Here is an 18,605-nt window from a genome sequence, read left to right as displayed (position 1 = left end):
ACCTGGGACGGCACAAGCCAGGAATACCAGGAAAGGACGAACGATCCGGTGGCGTTGACGGCCGAGCAAGCCAGACCCGCGCGGACGGACGTCGTGCTGGTGGGGGCGGGCATCATGAGCGCCACGCTGGGCGCGTTGCTGCGGCGGCTCGAGCCGGACTGGTCGATGACCGTCGTCGAGCGGCTGGACGCCGTCGCCGCGGAAAGCAGCAGCCCCTGGAACAACGCCGGCACCGGGCACTCCGCCCTGTGCGAGCTGAATTACACCCCGCAGCGCCCCGACGGCTCGATCGACATCACCAAAGCGGTGCGCATCAACGAGCAGTTCCAGGTGACCCGGCAGTTCTGGGCGTACGCGGTCGAGACCGGGATCCTGACCGATCCCCGGTTCGTCAATCCGGTCCCGCACGTGAGCTTCGTGCGCGGCGCCGAGGGCGTCGACTTCTTGCGGCGTCGGCAGCGGGCGCTGGCGCACAACCCGCTGTTCGCCGGGACGGAGTTGGTCGACGACCCGGATGAGTTCGCGCGCCGCCTACCGTTGATGGCCGCCAAGCGTGACTTCTCCGAACCGACCGGCCTGAACTGGGCGGAGCACGGCACCGACGTCGACTTCGGTTCGCTGGCACGACAACTCGTCGGGTACTGCGTGCGCAACGGCGCCGCCGCGCTGTTCGGTCACGAGGTCCGCAACCTGACCCGGGAGTCCGACGGCAGCTGGACGCTGCTGATCCGCAACCGCCGCACCCGCGAAAAGCACCGGATCAACGCGAAATTCGTGTTCGTCGGAGCCGGTGGCGACGCCCTGCCGCTGCTGCAGAAGTCCGGCATCGCCGACGTCAGGGGGTTCGCCGGCTTCCCGATCGGCGGCCGGTTCCTGCGCGCCGGAAATCCGGTACTCGCCGCCGCGCACCGGGCCAAGGTGTACGGCGCGCCGGCGCCGGGTGCGCCGCCGCTCGGCGCGCTGCACCTCGACCTGCGTTTCGTCGACGGCAAGTCGTGGCTGGTCTTCGGGCCCTACGCCGGCTGGTCGCCGAAGTTCCTCAAGCACGGCCACGTCAGCGACCTGCCCCGGTCGGTGAAGCCCGACAACGTCGTGTCGATGGTCGGCGTCGGTATCGCGGAGCTGGCCTTGGTCAACTACCTGGTGGGCCAGCTGCGGCTCTCCGCGTCGGACCGGATGCGCATGCTGCGCGAATTCGCACCCAGCGCAGCGGATTCGGACTGGCAGCTGACCGTGGCCGGGCAGCGGGTGCAGGTGATCCGGCGCGATCGGCGCAAGGGCGGGGTGCTCGACTTCAACACCACCGTGCTGAGTTCGGCGGACGGCAGCATCGCCGGCCTGCTGGGCGGTTCCCCGGGTGCGTCGACCGCCGTGCCGGCCATGCTCGACGTGCTGGCGCGTTGCTTCGCCGACCGATACGCGGCGTGGCTGCCCGCGCTCAGGGAGATGGTGCCGTCCCTGGGCGCCGAACTGTCGTCCGAGCCTGCACTGTTCGACGAGGTCTGGTCCTGGGGCAGCCGGGCTTTGGGGCTGGAGGCCGCATGACCGAGTCGCTGCGCCGCTCCTGGGCGAAAGACCTTGACGCCCGGACACTTTACGAGCTGCTGAAGCTGCGGGTGGAGGTTTTCGTGGTCGAACAGGCCTGCCCGTACCCGGAGCTGGACGGGCGCGACCTGCTGGCCGAGACCCGGCACTTCTGGCTGGAAACGCCCGACGGCGAGGTGATCTGTACGCTGCGCCTGATGGAGGAACATGCCGGCGGGGAAAAGGCGTTCCGCCTCGGCCGGCTGTGCACCAAGCGCAGCGCGCGCGGCCAGGGCCACACCACGCGGCTGCTGCGGGCGGCGCTGGCCGAGGTCGGTGACTACCCGTGCCGGATCGACGCCCAGACCTACCTCGCCGAGATGTACGCCCAGCACGGATTCGTCCGCGCCGGAGACGATTTCATCGACGACGGCATCCCGCACGTGCCGATGCTCAAACCGCATCGCCCGCCCCCACCTCAGGCCGATGCACGGCCTGAATCGTCGGCGGGTGGGGGCGGATCCGGTCTGGCGGAACAGCCGTGAGGCCGTATCCGTTCAGCGCCATCGTGGGCCACGAGCAGCTGCGGCTCGCGCTGCTGCTGTGCGCGGTGCGCCCGGAAATCGGGGGCGCGCTGATCCGCGGCGAGAAGGGCACCGCGAAGTCGACGGCCGTTCGGGGGCTCGCCGCGCTGCTGTCCACCGCGACCGGCGGCGGCGAGCTGGTCGAAATGCCCTTGGGCGCAACCGAAGACCGGGTGGTCGGTTCACTCGATCTGCAGCGGGTCCTGCGCGACGGCGAACACGCGTTCTCGCCGGGACTGCTGGCCCGCGCGCACGGCGGCGTGCTCTACGTCGACGAGGTGAACCTGCTGCACGACCACCTGGTCGACGTGCTGCTGGACGCCGCGGCGATGGGACGGGTCCACATCGAGCGCGACGGCATCTCGCACTCGCACGAGGCCCGGTTCGTGCTGATCGGCACGATGAATCCCGAGGAGGGTGAGCTGCGTCCGCAACTGCTGGACCGGTTCGGTCTCACCGTCGACGTGCACGCCTCGCGCGATGTCGACGTGCGGGTGGAGGTCATCCGGCAGCGAATGGCCTACGAGGCGGATCCGGACGGGTTCGCCGAGCGTTACGCCGACGCCGACGCGGAACTGGCCCGGCGGATCGCCGGGGCCCGCGCGCTCGTCGACGCGGTGGCGTTGCCCGACGGCGAACTACGGCGAATCGCGGCGCTGTGCGCGGCGTTCGACGTGGACGGCATGCGGGCCGATCTGGTGGTCGCCCGCACGGCCGTCGCGCACGCCGCCTGGCGCGGATCGACGATGGTGGACGAACAGGACATCCGCGTGGCCGCCGAGTTGGCGCTGCCGCATCGGCGCCGGCGCGACCCGTTCGACGATCCCGGCATCGACCGCGAGCAGCTCGACGAGGCGCTGGCCCGGGCCGGCGGCGAGCCGGAGCCCGAGCCCGACCCCCCGGGCGGCGGTCAGTCCGCGAACGGCGCCGAACCGCAGTCGAATTCACGCTCGCCCAAGCCGCAACCCCCGCGTCCCAGCGCGCCGCCGTCGAAAACCTTCCGCGCGCGGGCGCTGACCGTCCCGGGCGTCGGTGAGGGCGCACCGGGGCGGCGCTCCCGCGCCCGCAACACGACGGGCAGCGTGGTGGCGGCCACCGACGGCGACGACACCGGCTCGGGCGCGCGGGGGCTGCACCTGTTCGCCACGTTGCTGTCGGCAGCCGAGCGCGGCGGGGCAGGGCCGCTGCGGCCCCGGCCGGACGACGTGCGCCGGGCCGTCCGGGAGGGGCGGGAGGGAAACCTGGTGATTTTCGTGGTCGACGCCTCCGGTTCGATGGCCGCCCGCGACCGGATGGCCGCCGTCAGCGGCGCCACGCTGTCGCTGTTGCGCGACGCGTATCAGCGCCGCGACAAGATCGCGGTGATCACCTTCCGCCAGGACGCTGCCCGCCTGTTGCTCCCGCCGACGTCGTCGGCGCACATCGCCGCCCGGCGCCTGGCGCGCTTCGACACCGGGGGCAGGACCCCGCTGGCGGAGGGTCTGCTGACCGCGCGCGAACTGGTCGTCCGGGAACGCGCGCGGGACCGGACCCGCCGGCCGCTGGTGGTCGTGCTGACCGACGGGCGGGCGACGGGCGGGCCGGACCCGTTGGGCCGCAGCCGAATCGCGGCGGGAAGGTTGGTCGCCGAGGGCGCGGCGGCGGTGGTCGTCGACTGCGAGACGTCGTACGTGCGGCTCGGGCTGGCCGCGGAGCTGGCCCGCCATCTCGGCGCGCCGGCCGTCCGACTTGAACAGCTGCACGCCGACCAGCTGGCCCGCGCCGTGCGCCAGGCGGCCTGAGAGAGGTAACCGCGATGCCACAGGGCCGTCCACTGCAGGTCCCCGACGACGGGCTGAGCACCAAGGCCCGGCGCAACGCCCCCGTGCTGGCGGTGCACACCGGGCCGGGCAAGGGTAAGTCGACGGCGGCGTTCGGAATGGCGTTGCGGGCGTGGAACACCGGGCTGGACGTCGCGGTGTTTCAGTTCGTCAAGAGCGCCAAGTGGAAGGTGGGCGAGGAGGCGGCCTTCGCCGCGCTCGGTCGCATGCACCAGGAACACCACCTCGGCGGGCCCGTCGAATGGCACAAGATGGGTGCCGGCTGGTCCTGGACGCGCAAAGCCGGCAGCGACCTCGACCACGCCGCCGCCGCGGCCGATGGCTGGGCGGAGATCGCGCGCCGGCTGGCCGAGCAGCGCCACGACTTCTATGTCCTCGACGAGTTCACCTACCCACTGAAGTGGGGCTGGGTCGACGTTGGCGAGGTGGTGGACGCGCTGGCGGCGCGGCCCGGTCACCAGCACGTCGTGATCACCGGGCGGGACGCCCCGCAGCGGTTGATCGACGCCGCCGACCTGGTGACCGAGATGACAAAGGTCAAGCACCCCATGGACGCCGGCCGCAAGGGCCAGAAGGGCATCGAATGGTGAGCGTCCCCTGCGTCGTCGTTGCCGCGCCCGCGTCGGGAAGTGGAAAGACCACGGTGGCAACGGGTTTGATCGGCGCGCTGCGGCGGGTGGGCCACGCCGTCGCACCGTTCAAGGTCGGCCCGGACTTCATCGATCCCGGTTACCACGGCCTGGCGGCCGGGCGGCCCGGACGCAACCTCGACCCGGTCCTGGTGGGGGAGCGGCTGATCGGGCCGCTCTACGCCCACGGCGCGGGCGGGACCGACATCGCCGTCATCGAGGGCGTCATGGGTCTGTTCGACGGGTGCATCGCGTCCCCCGAGTCCCCGCCGATCACACCGGCGCCCGGCTCCACCGCGCACGTCGCGGGGCTGCTGGGCGCGCCGGTGGTGCTGGTGGTGGACGCCCGCGGCCAAAGCCAAAGCATCGGCGCCCTGCTGCACGGCTTTTCCACGTTCGACGCGGCGACCCGGATCGCCGGGGTCATCCTGAACCGGGTCGGCTCCGCCCGGCACGAGCAGGTGCTCCGGCAGGCCTGCGAACAGGCCGGCGTCCCGGTGCTGGGTGCCGTCCCGCGCGCCGCCGAATTAGAGCTTCCCTCAAGGTATCTCGGTCTGGTCACGGCCGTGGAGTACGGCCGTCGGGCGCGCGCCGCGGTCGACGCGATGACCGACTTGGTCGCGCGCCACGTCGACCTGGCCGCCGTCGTGGCCGTCGCCGCGAGCCGCGTGACGGCCCCCGCGTGGGATCCGGCGGAGGCGGTGGGCGCACATGGCATCCCGGTCACCGTGGCGGTCGCGGCGGGCAGGGCGTTCAGCTTCGGCTATGCCGAGCACGCCGAGCTGCTGGGCGCCGCCGGGGCCGACGTGGTCGAGTTCGACCCGCTCGTGGACCCGCTGCCCGACGGCACCGACGCGGTCGTGTTGCCGGGCGGGTTTCCCGAACAGTTCACCGCCGAGCTGGCGGCCAACGGCGTGGTCCGCAACCAGATCCGGGAGCTGGCCGCCGGCGGTGGGCCGGTGCACGCCGAATGCGCCGGGCTGATCTACCTAGTCTCGGAGCTCGACGGCCACCCGATGTGCGGGGTGCTCTCCGGTTCCGCGCGATTCACCCCACACCTGACGCTGGCGTATCGTGAGGCCGTCGCGGTGACGGGGTCGACGCTGTACGCCGCCGGCGAGCGGGCGGTCGGACACGAATTCCACCGCACCGCGGTGGAATTCGCCGATGCCTACGAGCCCGCCTGGGCCTACCGGGCCAACGACGGGAAAACCATCCGGGACGGCGCCGTGCACGGCCGCGTCCACGCCTCGTACCTGCACACCCATCCGGCCGCGGCGCCCGGGGCGATTACGCGGTTCGTCGCCCACGCCGCAGCCCGGCGAGTGCCGCGGGCGTAACGCCACGGCGGATTTCGGCCGGGAATTTCGCCGTGGCGTTACGCTCGCGGCGCCGGGACGGCCAGCCACTAGGCTTGCCGGGTGACCGAGAGCCCTTACCTAGTCGGATTGCGGCTGGCAGGCAAGAAGGTCGTCGTGGTCGGCGGGGGAAATGTCGCGCAGCGCCGCCTGCCCCTGCTCATCGCCAGCGGCGCCGATGTCCAGGTGATCTCCCGCAGCGCCACCCCGGCGGTCGAGGCGATGACCGGAATCACCTTGGCGCTGCGCGAATACCGCGACGGCGACCTGCAGGGAGCCTGGTATGCGATCGCCGCCACCAACGACCCGCACGTGAACGCGGCGGTGGTCGCCGAGGCCGAACGGCGTCACCTGTTCTGCGTGCGTGCCGACATCGCGGTCGAGGGCACCGCGGTCACGCCGGCTTCGTTCGGCTACGCCGGATTATCGGTCGGGGTCCTGGCCGGCGGGGATCACCGCCGGTCCGCGGCGATCCGCTCGGCGATCCGTGAGGCGTTGCAGACCGGGCTCATCACTCCCGAGAGCGCGGCGGGCCCGGGCGCCCCGGTGGCCTCCGACGTCGTGCGCGGCGGGGTGGCGCTGGTGGGCGGCGGACCCGGTGACCCCGAGCTGATCACCGTGCGGGGTCGTCGGCTCCTCGCCCATGCCGACGTGGTGGTCGCCGACCGGCTCGCGCCACCCGAGCTGCTCGCCGAGCTGCCGCCGCACGTCGAGGTGATCGACGCCGCCAAGATCCCGTACGGCCGGGCCATGGCGCAGGACGCCATCAACGACGTGATGATCGAACGCGCCCGGTCCGGCAGCTTCGTGGTCCGCCTCAAGGGCGGTGACCCCTTCGTGTTCGCCCGGGGGTACGAGGAAGTTTTAGCGTGCGTCGACGCGGGCATCCCGGTGACGGTCGTGCCGGGCGTGACCAGCGCCATAGGAGTGCCCGCGCTCGCGGGCGTTCCGGTCACCCACCGGGCGATGAATCACGAGTTCGTGGTGGTCAGCGGCCATCTGGCACCCGACCATCCCGAATCGTTAGTGAATTGGAACGCATTGGCTGCAATGACGGGCACGATCGTTTTGCTGATGGCCGTCGAACGGATCGAACTCTTCGTCGATGCGCTCCTGAAGGGGGGCCGACCTGCGGATACGGCGGTGATGGTCGTTCAGCACGGAACGACGCCGGCGCAGCACACTTTGCGGGCGACTCTGGCCGACACGCCGGAGAAGATCCGCGAAGAGGGTATCCGACCTCCCGCGATCATCGTGATCGGCCCCGTTGTGGGGCTCAGCGAAGTTCGGGCTTTAAACGATTCTTAAGATTACTGTAAGGTAACCCATTATGACGGCTCTCAACGACGCAGAGCGCGCTGCCCAGAACTGGACGTCCGCGCGCCCCGATCGTCCGGCCCCGGTGCGCTCCTCGCCGCCGGCGGAGACCGCCTCAGCGCGCGTCAGTAAGTACTACCCGGCCTGGTTGCCGTCGCGACGCTTCATTGCGGCCGTCATCGCCATCGGGGGCATGCAGCTGCTGGCGACCATGGACAGCACCGTCGCCATCGTGGCGCTCCCGAAGATCCAGAACGACCTGAGCCTGTCCGACGCCGGTCGCAGCTGGGTGATTACCGCATACGTGCTGACCTTCGGCGGCCTGATGCTGCTCGGCGGCCGGCTCGGCGACACCATCGGGCGCAAGCGCACCTTCATCGTCGGCGTGGCGCTGTTCACCATCTCGTCGGTGCTGTGCGCGGTGGCCTGGGACGAGGTGACCTTGGTGATCGCCCGGCTGCTGCAGGGCATCGGGTCGGCGATCGCGTCGCCGACCGGACTGGCCCTGGTGGCGACCACGTTCCCCAAGGGGCCGGCGCGTAACTTCGCGACGGCGGTGTTCGCCGCGATGACCGGTGTCGGCTCGGTGATGGGCCTGGTGGTCGGCGGCGCCCTGACCGAGCTGTCGTGGCGGCTGGCGTTCCTGGTCAACGTGCCGATCGGGCTGGTGATGATCTACCTCGCCCGCACCGCGCTGCGGGAGACCAACCGCGAGCGGATGAAGCTCGACGCCACCGGGGCCATGCTCGCCACGCTGGCCTGCACCGCCGCCGTCTATGCCTTCTCGATGGGGCCCGAAAAGGGCTGGGTCTCGCTCACCACCGTCGGGTCGGGCGCGGTCGCGATGGCCGCCGCCCTGGCCTTCATCATCGTGGAGCGCACCGCCGAGAACCCCGTCGTCCCGTTTGATCTGTTCCGCGACCGCAACCGGCTGGTGACGTTCACCGCGATCTTCCTGGCCGGCGGGCTCATGTTCAGCCTGACGGTGTGCATAGGCCTGTATGTCCAGGACATCCTCGGCTACAGCGCGCTGCGGGCGGGCGTCGGCTTCATCCCGTTCGTCATCGCGATGGGCATCGGCCTGGGCATCTCCTCGCAGCTGGTGTCGCGGTTCTCGCCGAGGGTGCTGACCATCGGCGGCGGGCTCCTGCTGTTCTGGGCGATGATCTCCGGCTGGGCCTTCATGCACCGCGGCGTCCCGTACTTCCCGAACCTGGTGCTGCCCGTCATCGTCGGCGGCATCGGCATCGGCATCTGTGTGGTTCCGCTGACCCTGTCGGCGATCGCGGGTGTCGGTTTCGACCAGATCGGCCCGGTGTCGGCGATCGCACTGATGCTGCAGAGCCTGGGCGGCCCGCTGGTGCTGGCCGTCATCCAGGCGGTGATCACCTCGCGCACGCTGTACATGGGTGGCACCACCGGACCGGTGAAGTCCATGAACGAGATGCAGTTGCACGCCCTCGACAACGGCTATACGTACGGCCTGCTGTGGGTGGCCGGGGTGGCCGTCATCGTCGGCGGGGCTGCGCTGCTGATCGGCTACACGCCCGAACAGGTCGCGCACGCGCAAGAGGTCAAGGAAGCCATCGACGCCGGGGAGCTGTAGGCCCCCGTCTCTAGGCGCGCCCGGCTCCGCCGCGCTTGCACTCGCCGCTAGGTCGATGGCGGCGAGCTGCCGCGCCCGGCTCCGCCGCGCTTGCACTCGCCGCTAGGCTGGCCCGCTGTGATCACCCGAATGTCCCAGCTGTTCCTGCGCACGTTGCGCGACGACCCCGCCGACGCCGAAGTGCCGAGCCACAAACTGCTGATCCGCGCCGGCTACATCCGGCCGATCGCGCCGGGCCTGTACAGCTGGCTGCCGCTCGGGCTGCGGGTGCTGCGCCGGATCGAACGCATCGTCCGCGACGAGATGCGGGCGATCGGCGGCCAGGAGATCCTCTTCCCGGCCCTGCTGCCGCGCGCGCCGTACGAGACGACGAACCGCTGGACCGAATACGGCGACGGGGTGTTCCGGCTGCAGGATCGGCGCGGCAACGACTACCTGCTCGGCCCGACGCACGAGGAGCTGTTCACCCTGACCGTCAAGGGCGAATACAGCTCCTACAAGGACTTCCCGCTGCTGCTCTTCCAGATCCAGAACAAATACCGCGACGAGGCCCGGCCGCGGGCCGGCATCCTGCGCGTGCGCGAATTCCTGATGAAGGACTCGTACTCGTTCGACATCGATGACGCCGGCCTCAAAGCGGCCTACCACGCGCACCGCGACGCCTACCAGCGCATCTTCGACCGGCTCCAGGTCCGCTACGTCATCGTCTCCGCGGTGTCCGGCGCGATGGGCGGCAGCGCGTCCGAGGAGTTCCTGGCCGAGAGCCCGGTCGGCGAGGACACCTTCGTGCGCTGCCTGGAGTCGGGTTATGCGGCCAACGTCGAGGCGGTCGTCACCGCCCGGCCGGAGCCGCCGTCCGCTGACGTCGTGGCCGGATTGCCGGAAGCCAAGGTCCACGACACCGGTGACACCCCGACCATCGCCACCCTGGTGGACTGGGCCAACCAGGCCGGCCTCGGCCGCAGCGTCACCGCTGCCGACACGCTGAAGAACGTCCTGCTCAAGGTGCGCCAGTCCGGCGGGGAGTGGGAGCTGCTGGCCGTCGGGCTGCCCGGTGACCGGGAGGTTGACGAGAAGAGGCTGGCTGCGGCGCTGGAGCCGGCCGACTACGCCCTGCTCGACGACGCGGACTTCGCCAAATATCCGTTCCTGGTCAAGGGCTACATCGGCCCGAAGGCCTTGCGCGACAACGGCGTGCGCTACCTCGTCGACCCCCGGGTAGTCGACGGCACCAGCTGGATCACGGGGGCGGACGAGCCGGGTCGGCACGTCGTCGGGCTGGTCGCCGGCCGCGACTTCACCGCCGACGGCACCATCGAGGCCGCCGAGGTACGCGACGGCGACCCGTCTCCCGACGGCGCCGGCCCCCTGGTGTCGGCGCGGGGCATCGAGATCGCCCACATCTTCCAGCTCGGCCGCAAATACACCGACGCCTTCGCCGCCGACGTGCTCGGCGAGGACGGCAAGCCGGTGCGGCTGACGATGGGCTCCTACGGCCTGGGCGTGTCGCGGATGGTGGCCGTCATCGCTGAGCAGCACCACGACGAGCTCGGCCTGCGCTGGCCGTCGGCCGTCGCGCCCTTCGACGTCCACGTGGTGATCGCCAACAAGGACCCGCAGGCCCGCGACGGCGCCACCGCGCTGGCCGCCGACCTCGACCGGCTCGGCGTCGAGGTGCTGCTCGACGACCGCCCGGCGTCGCCGGGCGTGAAGTTCAAGGACGCCGAGCTGCTGGGCGTGCCGTGGATCGTCGTGGTGGGCCGGGGCTGGGCTGACGGTGTGGTCGAGCTGCGGGACCGCTTCGGCGGCCAGGCGCGCGAGCTCGCCGCGGGCGAGTCGCTGGCCGCCGACGTCGCGGCGGCGATCGGCGGCGCATAGCCTCACTCCACCGGCGCGAGCAGACGCAAAATCGCACTGAAATGGGGCACTCGAGCCTGATCTTGCGTCTGCGCGCGGAGAAAGTCAGCGCGGGAAGTAGGCAGCCCGGGGCTTACTCGTTGCCGCCGGGGAAGGCGGTGGTGATGGGCCAGGCGCCGAGCACCCGGCTCCACCGGGCGGCCATCACCGCGCTCTGGGTGAGGGCCGTCGCGCCGAACGCCCTGTCCTCGGCCGTCTCGGCGTGCTCGACGACGGCGCGCCACGCCGTGGCGCCGTCGTTCTCCATCCGCGCCGCCAGCCGCGCGGCGTCGGCCGCGCTGCCCACCACCAGGGGCAGCTGGTAGCCGGGGGCGGGGACAGGCGGGGTCACCTTGCGGGCGTTGAGCATCGCGATCACGTCGTCGCGACGCTGCCGGTGCTGGTCGAGGGCCTCGATCACCATGTTGTTGACGCTGGGCGGCGTGAGCGCCGAGACGATGCCATAGCCGTAGATCGTGGAGTGTTCGACAGTCAGCGCGTCACACAGCGCCGCGTTGTCGGCGTCTTTGCCGTTGCTCATATGGACGGGCCCCCGGGCACCAGCGCGACCAGGTACGACGCCGTGCAGGACGCGGCGATCGACGCGAGTAGGCCCGCTCGGTACCCCGGCGACGTGGACACCAGCCGGCTGGCGCTGTCGGCCGAGGCGCGCAGCGCGTCGATGACGTCGGACACCGGGGGCGGCGGCGGGGGCGGCCCTGGAGGCGCGGGCGGACCGGAGGGGCTGGGCGACGTCGTTTCGGTCGACGACGAGGTGATCTTGCCGGCGGCCCGCGAGATCTCCGTGGACAGGGCGCGCGCGTGTGCCGCCCGCTGGGAGGCCACGACGGTGAGCGCGGCGGCGACCTGGGGCGCCGTTCCGATCGCGGCCGCGGCGGCGGTCGCCAACGCGCTGTCGTGCCTGGCCTGGTCTAACGGGCCCAGCAGGTCTTCGACGGGTGGCGGTTTGGGCGGGGACTCGCTACAGGCGGATCCGACCACCCCCAGCGCGGCCAGAGCCACGCCACCGGCGAGCACACCCCGCCTGTTGGTGACGGGTATTGCGCTAGGCACAAGCAACATCCTGCCATCGGGGGTCGCCGCCACGAAGGTGGGCACGATGCGGGCGGACATGCGCGATTCCTGGCGTATCGTAGATAGCTAGCTCTCGTGGGCCGCCTGCCCTTCGCGCCCCGAGGGACAACGGAGTCGCTCGCCAGCCGCGGGGCGGCCACGAGTACGACATGACCGACAACTCAAGATGAGGAGCTCGCCGTGACCACCGGGCTACCTTCGCAGACGCAGGTGATCGAGCTACTCGGCGGCGAGTTCGCGCGCGCCGGCTACGAGATCGAGGACGTGGTCATCGACGCTCGGACGCGACCACCGCGGATCACCGTGATCGCCGACGGGGACAACGCTCTCGACCTGGATACCATCGCCACGCTCTCCCGTTCGGCGTCGGATTTGCTGGATGGCGTGGACGGCATCGACGACCGCTACGTGCTCGAGGTCAGCTCGCCCGGTGTGGAGCGACCGCTGACCGCCGCCAAGCACTTCCGCCGCGCCCGTGGTCGCAAGGTCGAAGTGGCGCTCTCGGACGGGTCGGAGCTGGCGGGACGCGTCGGCGAGACGAGCGACGACGCCGTCGCCCTCGTCGTCCGCGCCGGCCGCGGTTGGACGGTGCGGGACATCCCCATCGCCGATATCGTCACGGCTGTTGTGCAGGTTGAGTTTTCGCCACCGGCAAAGGCGGAGCTGGACCTGGCCGAGTCGGGTGGGGCGGGGCGGGCCGCGGGGACGGAGGCCGGAACATGAACCGCGCCGGCGACGACACAGTGGGGGTGGGCCCGGCCGCGAAATGGCCAGGGGGAGCTAGCGAGGAGGAGCGACGCTGATGAACATCGACATGGCGGCGCTGCACGCGATCGAGGTGGATCGGGGCATCTCGGTCAACGAGCTCCTCGAGACCATCAAGTCGGCGCTGCTGACCGCCTACCGGCACACCGAAGGCCACCAGACCGACGCGCGGATCGAGATCGACCGCAAGACCGGTGTCGTCCAGGTCATCGCCCGCGAGACGGACGAGGACGGCAACGTCATCAGCGAGTGGGACGACACCCCCGAGGGGTTCGGCCGCATCGCAGCCACGACCGCGCGGCAGGTGATGCTGCAGCGTTTCCGCGACGCGGAGAACGAGCGCACCTACGGCGAGTTCTCCACCCGCGAGGGCGAGATCGTCGCCGGCGTGATCCAGCGCGATAACCGGGCCAACGCGCGCGGGTTGGTCGTCGTCCGAATGGGCACCGAGACCAAGGCCTCCGAGGGCGTGATCCCCGCCGCGGAGCAGGTGCCCGGCGAGAGCTACGAGCACGGCAACCGGGTGCGCTGTTATGTGATCGGCGTGACCCGCGGGGCGCGCGAGCCGCTGATTACGCTATCGCGCACTCACCCCAACCTGGTGCGCAAGCTGTTCGCACTGGAGGTGCCCGAGATCGCCGACGGGTCGGTCGAGATCGTGGCAGTCGCGCGCGAGGCCGGCCATCGGTCGAAGATCGCGGTGCGGTCGAACGTTCCCGGCCTGAACGCCAAGGGCGCGTGCATCGGGCCGATGGGGCAGCGGGTGCGCAACGTGATGAGCGAGCTGTCGGGGGAGAAGATCGACATCATCGACTACGACGAGGATCCGGCCCGGTTCGTCGCGAACGCGCTGTCGCCGGCCAAAGTGATGTCGGTGTCGATCATCGACCAGGCCGGCCGCGCCGCCCGCGTGGTCGTGCCCGACTTCCAGCTGTCGCTGGCCATCGGCAAGGAGGGGCAGAACGCGCGGTTGGCCGCCCGCCTGACCGGATGGCGCATCGACATCCATGGGGATTCGCCCCAGTCCGACAGCCAGCCCGAACATGGCGCGCCGCACGGCATGGCGCACGACCGCTGACCGACTCACGGAACGATTCCCGCGCGACCGGCCGTCCGTTGGGTGGTTCAGACCATCGGTTCGGTGACGCTAGACTGAGCCGTGATCCAGCGCGAGCCTTCGGCCCCCCGAACCAGCCGGGCGCACAGACACCCGGGTGGACCCGTGCGGACGTGCGTGGGGTGTCGGAAGCGAGAGTTGGCCGTCGAATTGCTTCGAGTGGTGGCAGTGCCAACCGGGAACGGCGAATCCGCCGTGATCGTTGACATGGAGCGTCACGAGCCGGGGCGAGGTGCTTGGTTGCATCCCGCGCCGGGGTGCGTGGACCAGGCAGTCCGGCGGCGTGCTTTCACCCGAGCGCTGCGCATCGCCGGTTCACCGGACACATCCGCGGTGGTCGAGCACCTAGAGTTTTTAGGTGCGCCCGAGCACCCGGCAACAGAACAGGTAACGAAGAACATGAGCACACCGTGAAGTCCCGATGACTCCCACCCCTATGCGTTACAGCTAGCCCCCGAGGCGCGGCCGCCCACGACTGTCGCCTCATAGACAGGAGATGTAGTGGCAGGTAAGGCCCGCGTACACGAGTTGGCTAAGGAACTCGGTGTCACCAGCAAGGAAGTGCTCGCCCGGCTTAATGAACAGGGCGAATTCGTCAAATCCGCGTCGTCGACCGTAGAGGCGCCGGTTGCGCGCCGGCTCCGCGAGTCCTTCGGCGGTGGCAAGCCGGCCCCGAAGGCCGGTGGACAGGTCACCGCGAAGCCTGCCAAGGCGCCCGCCAAGTCGCTCGACAAGGCCCTCGATCAGGCGATCGGCAAGGCCACCGGTAACGGTGAGGCCGCCGGCGGGCCCCCGAGGCCGGCCGACACCGGCGCGGTGGCCACCGCCGCGTCCCCGCCCGCACCCGCACCGACGCCCGCCCGTCCGGGACCGGTGCCCGGCCGCCCGTCGGCGCCGCCCCCCGCGCCCGGTGCTCCCGGGCCGTCCGCGCAGCCCGGCCAGCCCGGCCCGCAGACGGGTGCGACGCCCGGCCCGCGGCCGGGGCCGATACCCCGGCCCGCCGCCCGCACCCCGCGCGTCGGCAACAACCCGTTCTCGTCGGCGCAACCCGTCGACCGGCCCATCCCGCGTCCCATGGCGCCCCGGCCCGGTGCTCCCAGGCCAGGAGCCCCGCGCCCGGGTGGCGCGTCGCCCGGCAACATGCCGCCGCGTCCCGGCGGCGCCGGCGGCCAGGGCCGTCCGGCACGTCCCGGCGCTCCGCGGCCCGGGGGTGGCCGGCCCGGCGGTCCCGGCGGCCGCCCCGACGGGGGCGGCGGCAACTACCGCGGCGGCGGTGGCGGCGGTGTCGGTGCCCCGCCCGGTGGTGGCGGCGGTTTCCGCGGTCGTCCCGGGGGCGGTGGCGGGCCGGGTGGCGGCGGTGGCCGCCCCGGTCAGCGCGGCGGCGCGGCGGGCGCGTTCGGCCGTCCCGGCGGCGCGCCCCGGCGCGGCCGCAAGTCCAAGCGGGCCAAACGCGCCGAGTACGAGAACATGCAGGCGCCGGTCGTCGGGGGCGTGCGGCTGCCGCACGGCAACGGCGAAACCATCCGGCTGGCGCGCGGCGCGTCCCTCTCGGACTTCGCCGAGAAGATCGACGCCAACCCGGCGGCGCTGGTGCAGGCGCTGTTCAACCTCGGCGAGATGGTGACGGCGACCCAATCGGTCGGTGACGAGACCCTCGAGCTGCTCGGCAGCGAGATGAACTACGTCGTGCAGGTCGTCAGCCCCGAGGACGAGGACCGTGAGCTGCTCGAGTCCTTCGACCTCACCTACGGCGAGGACGAGGGCGGCGAGGAAGACCTGCAGACCCGCCCGCCGGTGGTGACGGTCATGGGTCACGTCGACCACGGTAAGACGCGACTGCTGGACACCATCCGGAACGCCAGCGTCCGCGAGGGCGAGGCCGGCGGCATCACCCAGCACATCGGCGCCTACCAGGTGGCCGTGAACTTCGAGGGCAGCGAGCGGCTGATCACCTTCATCGACACCCCGGGTCACGAGGCGTTCACCGCCATGCGTGCCCGCGGCGCGAAGGCCACCGACATCGCGATCCTGGTGGTGGCCGCCGACGACGGCGTGATGCCGCAGACGGTGGAGGCGATCAACCACGCGCAGGCCGCCGACGTGCCCATCGTGGTGGCGGTCAACAAGATCGACAAAGAGGGCGCCGACCCGGCCAAGATCCGCGGGCAGCTCACCGAGTTCGGTCTGGTGGCGGAGGACTTCGGCGGCGACACCATGTTCGTGGACATCTCCGCCAAGCAGGGCACCAACATCGAGGCGCTGGAGGAGGCGGTGCTGCTGACCGCCGACGCCGCCCTGGACCTGCGGGCCAACCCCGACATGGAGGCCCAGGGTGTGGCGATCGAGGCGCACCTGGACCGCGGTCGCGGGCCGGTTGCCACCGTGTTGATTCAGCGCGGCACGCTGCGCGTCGGCGACTCGATCGTCGCAGGCGACGCCTACGGTCGCGTGCGCCGCATGGTCGACGAGCACGGCGAGGACGTCCACGAGGCGTTGCCGTCGCGGCCGGTGCAGGTCATCGGCTTCACGTCGGTGCCCGGCGCAGGTGACAACCTGTTGGTCGTCGACGAGGACCGCATCGCCCGCCAGATCGCCGACCGGCGCAGCGCCCGCAAGCGCAATGCCCTGGCGGCGCGGACCCGCAAGCGGATCAGCCTGGACGATCTGGATGCCGCGCTGAAGGAAACCAGCCAGCTGAACCTGATCCTCAAGGGCGACAACGCCGGTACGGTCGAGGCGCTGGAGGAGGCCCTGATGGGCATCGAGGTCGACGACGAGGTGGCGCTGCGCGTCATCGACCGCGGCGTCGGTGGCATCACCGAGACCAACGTCAACCTGGCGTCGGCGTCGGACGCGATCATCATCGGGTTCAATGTGCGCGCAGAGGGCAAGGCGACCGAGCTGGCCAACCGCGAGGGCGTCGAGATCCGCTACTACTCGGTGATCTACCAGGCGATCGACGAGATCGAGAAGGCCCTGCGCGGCATGCTCAAGCCGATCTACGAGGAGAACCAGCTGGGTCGCGCCGAGATCCGGGCGATCTTCCGGTCCTCGAAGGTCGGCATCATCGCCGGCTGCATGATCAGCTCGGGTGTGGTGCGCCGCAACGCGAAGGCCCGCCTGCTGCGGGACAACATCGTGGTCACCGACAACCTCACGATCACGTCGCTGCGCCGCGAGAAGGACGACGTCACCGAGGTTCGCGAGGGCTTCGAGTGCGGTATGACGTTGGGATACAACGACATCAAGGAAGGCGACATCATCGAGTCGTACGAGTTAGTGCAGAAGGAACGCGCCTGACCATCGCCGACGATGCGGAAAAGGGATTGTGTGATGAGGTGCGGGTACTCCCCAGCTTCGCGTGGACCCCACCCGCTTGCGGGGGAGAGGCGGTGAGTCGAGATGCCTGACCCGGCCCGGGCGCGGCGGCTGGCCAAACGGATCAACTCGATCGTCGCCTCGGCGATCGAGTTCGAGATCAAGGATCCGGGACTGGACGGGATCACCATCGTGGACACGAAGGTGACCGCCGACCTGCACGACGCGACGGTGTTCTACACGGTGATGGGCCGCACGCTCGACGACGAGCCGGACTATGCCGGCGCGGCGGCGGCGCTGGACCGCGCCAGGGGTGCGTTGCGCACCATGGTCGGGGCGGGCACCGGGGTGCGGTTCACCCCGACGCTGACGTTCACCCGCGATACGACGGCCGACAACGTTCAGCGGATGGACGAGTTGCTGGCCCGGGCGCGCGCGGCGGACGCCGACCTCGCGCGGGTCCGCTCGGGCGCCAAGCCCGCCGGCGAGGCCGATCCATACCGTGTCAGCGGGGCAGAGGACGGGACCGCCGGTGACGACGACCAACCCGAAGACTGACCTGGCGAGCGCGCCCGCCACGGGGGCGCGGGTCGATGCGTTCGGTGCCGTCGAGCTCCTCTCCGCCGCGGCGACGGTCGCGGTGGTCGCACACGTCCATCCCGATGCCGACACCATCGGCGCCGGCCTGGCGCTGGCGCTGGTGCTCGACGGCTGCGGCAAGCGCGTCGAGGTCAGCTTCGCGGCGCCGGAAACCCTTCCGGAGTCCCTGGCGTCCTTGCCGGGCGGTCACCTGCTGGTCGACCCCGGCGCGATGCGCCGGGACGTCGATCTCGTGGTGACCGTGGACGTTCCGAGCGTGAAGAGGCTGGGGGAGCTGGCCGACCTGGCCTCTTCCGGGCGGCCGCTGCTGGTCATCGACCACCACGCCAGCAACGACATGTTCGGCACCGCGAACTTCATCGATGTGTCGGCGGATTCCACCACGATGATGGTCGCCGAATTGCTCGACACGTGGGGCAAGCGGATCGAACCCGATGTCGCACACTGCATCTACGCGGGTCTGACGACCGACACCGGATCGTTCCGCTGGGCCAGCGCCGACGCGCTGCGGCTAGCGGCCCGGCTGGTCGACCTCGGGGTGGACAACGCCGCCATCAGCCGCACGCTGATGGACACCCATCCGTTCGGGTGGCTGCCGTTGCTGTCGCGCGTGCTGGGCAGCGCGCGCCTGCTGCCGGACGCGGCCGCCGGTCGCGGGCTCGTATACGCGGTCGTCGACAACCGGGACTGGGTCGCCTCGCGGCCCGAGGAGGTCGAAAGCATCGTCGACATCGTCCGCACGACGCAGCAGGCCGAGGTCGCGGCGGTCTTCAAGGAGATCAGCCCCGGGCAGTGGTCGGTGTCGATGCGGGCCAAGGCCGAGGTGGATCTGGCCTCGGTCGCCTCCACGTTCGGCGGTGGTGGCCATCGGCTGGCCGCCGGGTACTCGACCGCCGGTTCGATCGGCGACGTGGTCGCGTCGCTGCGCGCGGCGCTCGACTGACCTCCGGCCTGGCTTCGGCGTCGCCCCGGCCGA

16 protein-coding genes are annotated in these 18,605 nt (G+C 71.1%); 14 read left to right on the top strand and 2 right to left on the bottom strand.

Going from position 1 to position 18,605, the window contains the following annotated elements; translation table 11 throughout:
• The first annotated feature begins 54 nt into the window (after window positions 1-54).
• The 8 genes from mqo (at window position 55) to SKC42_RS07960 (ending at window position 10,716) form a co-directional block, all read left to right on the top strand.
• Complete coding sequence (gene mqo / locus SKC42_RS07995) at window positions 55-1,545, top strand: malate dehydrogenase (quinone) (RefSeq protein ID WP_442932049.1); 1,491 nt, start codon at window positions 55-57, stop codon at window positions 1,543-1,545.
• Window positions 1,542-2,069, top strand: coding sequence for a GNAT family N-acetyltransferase (locus SKC42_RS07990; protein ID WP_330963764.1), 528 nt, complete (start codon window positions 1,542-1,544; stop codon window positions 2,067-2,069). Before mqo ends, SKC42_RS07990 begins: the two co-directional genes overlap by 4 nt.
• Window positions 2,066-3,889, top strand: coding sequence for a magnesium chelatase subunit D family protein (locus SKC42_RS07985; protein ID WP_330963763.1), 1,824 nt, complete (start codon window positions 2,066-2,068; stop codon window positions 3,887-3,889). Before SKC42_RS07990 ends, SKC42_RS07985 begins: the two co-directional genes overlap by 4 nt.
• A gap of 14 nt (window positions 3,890-3,903) precedes the next feature.
• Window positions 3,904-4,518, top strand: coding sequence for a cob(I)yrinic acid a,c-diamide adenosyltransferase (cobO, locus tag SKC42_RS07980; protein ID WP_330963762.1), 615 nt, complete (start codon window positions 3,904-3,906; stop codon window positions 4,516-4,518).
• Complete coding sequence (locus SKC42_RS07975) at window positions 4,512-5,897, top strand: cobyrinate a,c-diamide synthase (protein ID WP_330963761.1); 1,386 nt, start codon at window positions 4,512-4,514, stop codon at window positions 5,895-5,897. The genes cobO and SKC42_RS07975 overlap by 7 nt, the downstream gene beginning before the upstream one ends.
• An 81-nt stretch (window positions 5,898-5,978) precedes the next feature.
• Window positions 5,979-7,223 carry a uroporphyrinogen-III C-methyltransferase gene (gene cobA / locus SKC42_RS07970; protein ID WP_330963760.1) on the top strand — a complete coding sequence of 415 codons (1,245 nt, stop codon included), beginning with the start codon at window positions 5,979-5,981 and terminating at the stop codon, window positions 7,221-7,223.
• 22 nt (window positions 7,224-7,245) lie between these two features.
• Window positions 7,246-8,838: an MFS transporter gene (locus tag SKC42_RS07965; RefSeq protein ID WP_330963759.1), complete on the top strand. Its 1,593-nt coding sequence runs from the start codon at window positions 7,246-7,248 to the stop codon at window positions 8,836-8,838.
• Window positions 8,839-8,955: 117 nt separating this feature from the next.
• Entirely contained in the window at window positions 8,956-10,716 is a 1,761-nt protein-coding gene (locus SKC42_RS07960) for a proline--tRNA ligase (RefSeq protein WP_330963758.1), read from the top strand.
• A gap of 112 nt (window positions 10,717-10,828) precedes the next feature.
• Here SKC42_RS07960 and SKC42_RS07955 read toward each other — a convergent pair whose 3' ends face one another.
• Window positions 10,829-11,275: a ferritin-like domain-containing protein gene (locus SKC42_RS07955; RefSeq protein ID WP_330963757.1), complete on the bottom strand. Its 447-nt coding sequence runs from the start codon at window positions 11,273-11,275 to the stop codon at window positions 10,829-10,831.
• Entirely contained in the window at window positions 11,272-11,817 is a 546-nt protein-coding gene (locus tag SKC42_RS07950) for a hypothetical protein (protein ID WP_330963892.1), read from the bottom strand. Before SKC42_RS07950 ends, SKC42_RS07955 begins: the two co-directional genes overlap by 4 nt.
• 192 nt (window positions 11,818-12,009) lie before the next feature.
• Here SKC42_RS07950 and rimP point away from each other — a divergent pair, with 192 nt between their 5' ends.
• From rimP to SKC42_RS07920, 6 genes are all read left to right on the top strand, one after another.
• Complete coding sequence (gene rimP / locus SKC42_RS07945) at window positions 12,010-12,552, top strand: ribosome maturation factor RimP (protein WP_330963756.1); 543 nt, start codon at window positions 12,010-12,012, stop codon at window positions 12,550-12,552.
• Between the two features lie 79 nt (window positions 12,553-12,631).
• On the top strand, window positions 12,632-13,672 hold the full coding sequence (gene nusA, locus SKC42_RS07940) for a transcription termination factor NusA (RefSeq protein ID WP_330963755.1): 1,041 nt from the start codon (window positions 12,632-12,634) through the stop codon (window positions 13,670-13,672).
• A gap of 81 nt (window positions 13,673-13,753) precedes the next feature.
• The gene (locus SKC42_RS07935) at window positions 13,754-14,125 is read left to right on the top strand and encodes a YlxR family protein (RefSeq protein WP_330963754.1); all 372 of its coding nucleotides are present in this window, start codon (window positions 13,754-13,756) and stop codon (window positions 14,123-14,125) included.
• A gap of 87 nt (window positions 14,126-14,212) precedes the next feature.
• On the top strand, window positions 14,213-17,011 hold the full coding sequence (gene infB / locus SKC42_RS07930; protein ID WP_330963753.1) for a translation initiation factor IF-2: 2,799 nt from the start codon (window positions 14,213-14,215) through the stop codon (window positions 17,009-17,011).
• A gap of 102 nt (window positions 17,012-17,113) precedes the next feature.
• Entirely contained in the window at window positions 17,114-17,587 is a 474-nt protein-coding gene (rbfA, locus tag SKC42_RS07925) for a 30S ribosome-binding factor RbfA (protein WP_330963752.1), read from the top strand.
• Entirely contained in the window at window positions 17,562-18,572 is a 1,011-nt protein-coding gene (locus SKC42_RS07920) for a DHH family phosphoesterase (RefSeq protein WP_330963751.1), read from the top strand. The genes rbfA and SKC42_RS07920 overlap by 26 nt, the downstream gene beginning before the upstream one ends.
• The last annotated feature ends 33 nt before the right edge of the window (window positions 18,573-18,605 follow it).

The sequence above is a fragment of the Mycobacterium sp. 050134 genome (assembly GCF_036409085.1).
Lineage (GTDB): Bacteria > Actinomycetota > Actinomycetes > Mycobacteriales > Mycobacteriaceae > Mycobacterium.
The sequence above is the reverse complement of the archived record's forward strand: the minus strand, read 5'-3'. Positions and strand labels throughout refer to the sequence as shown.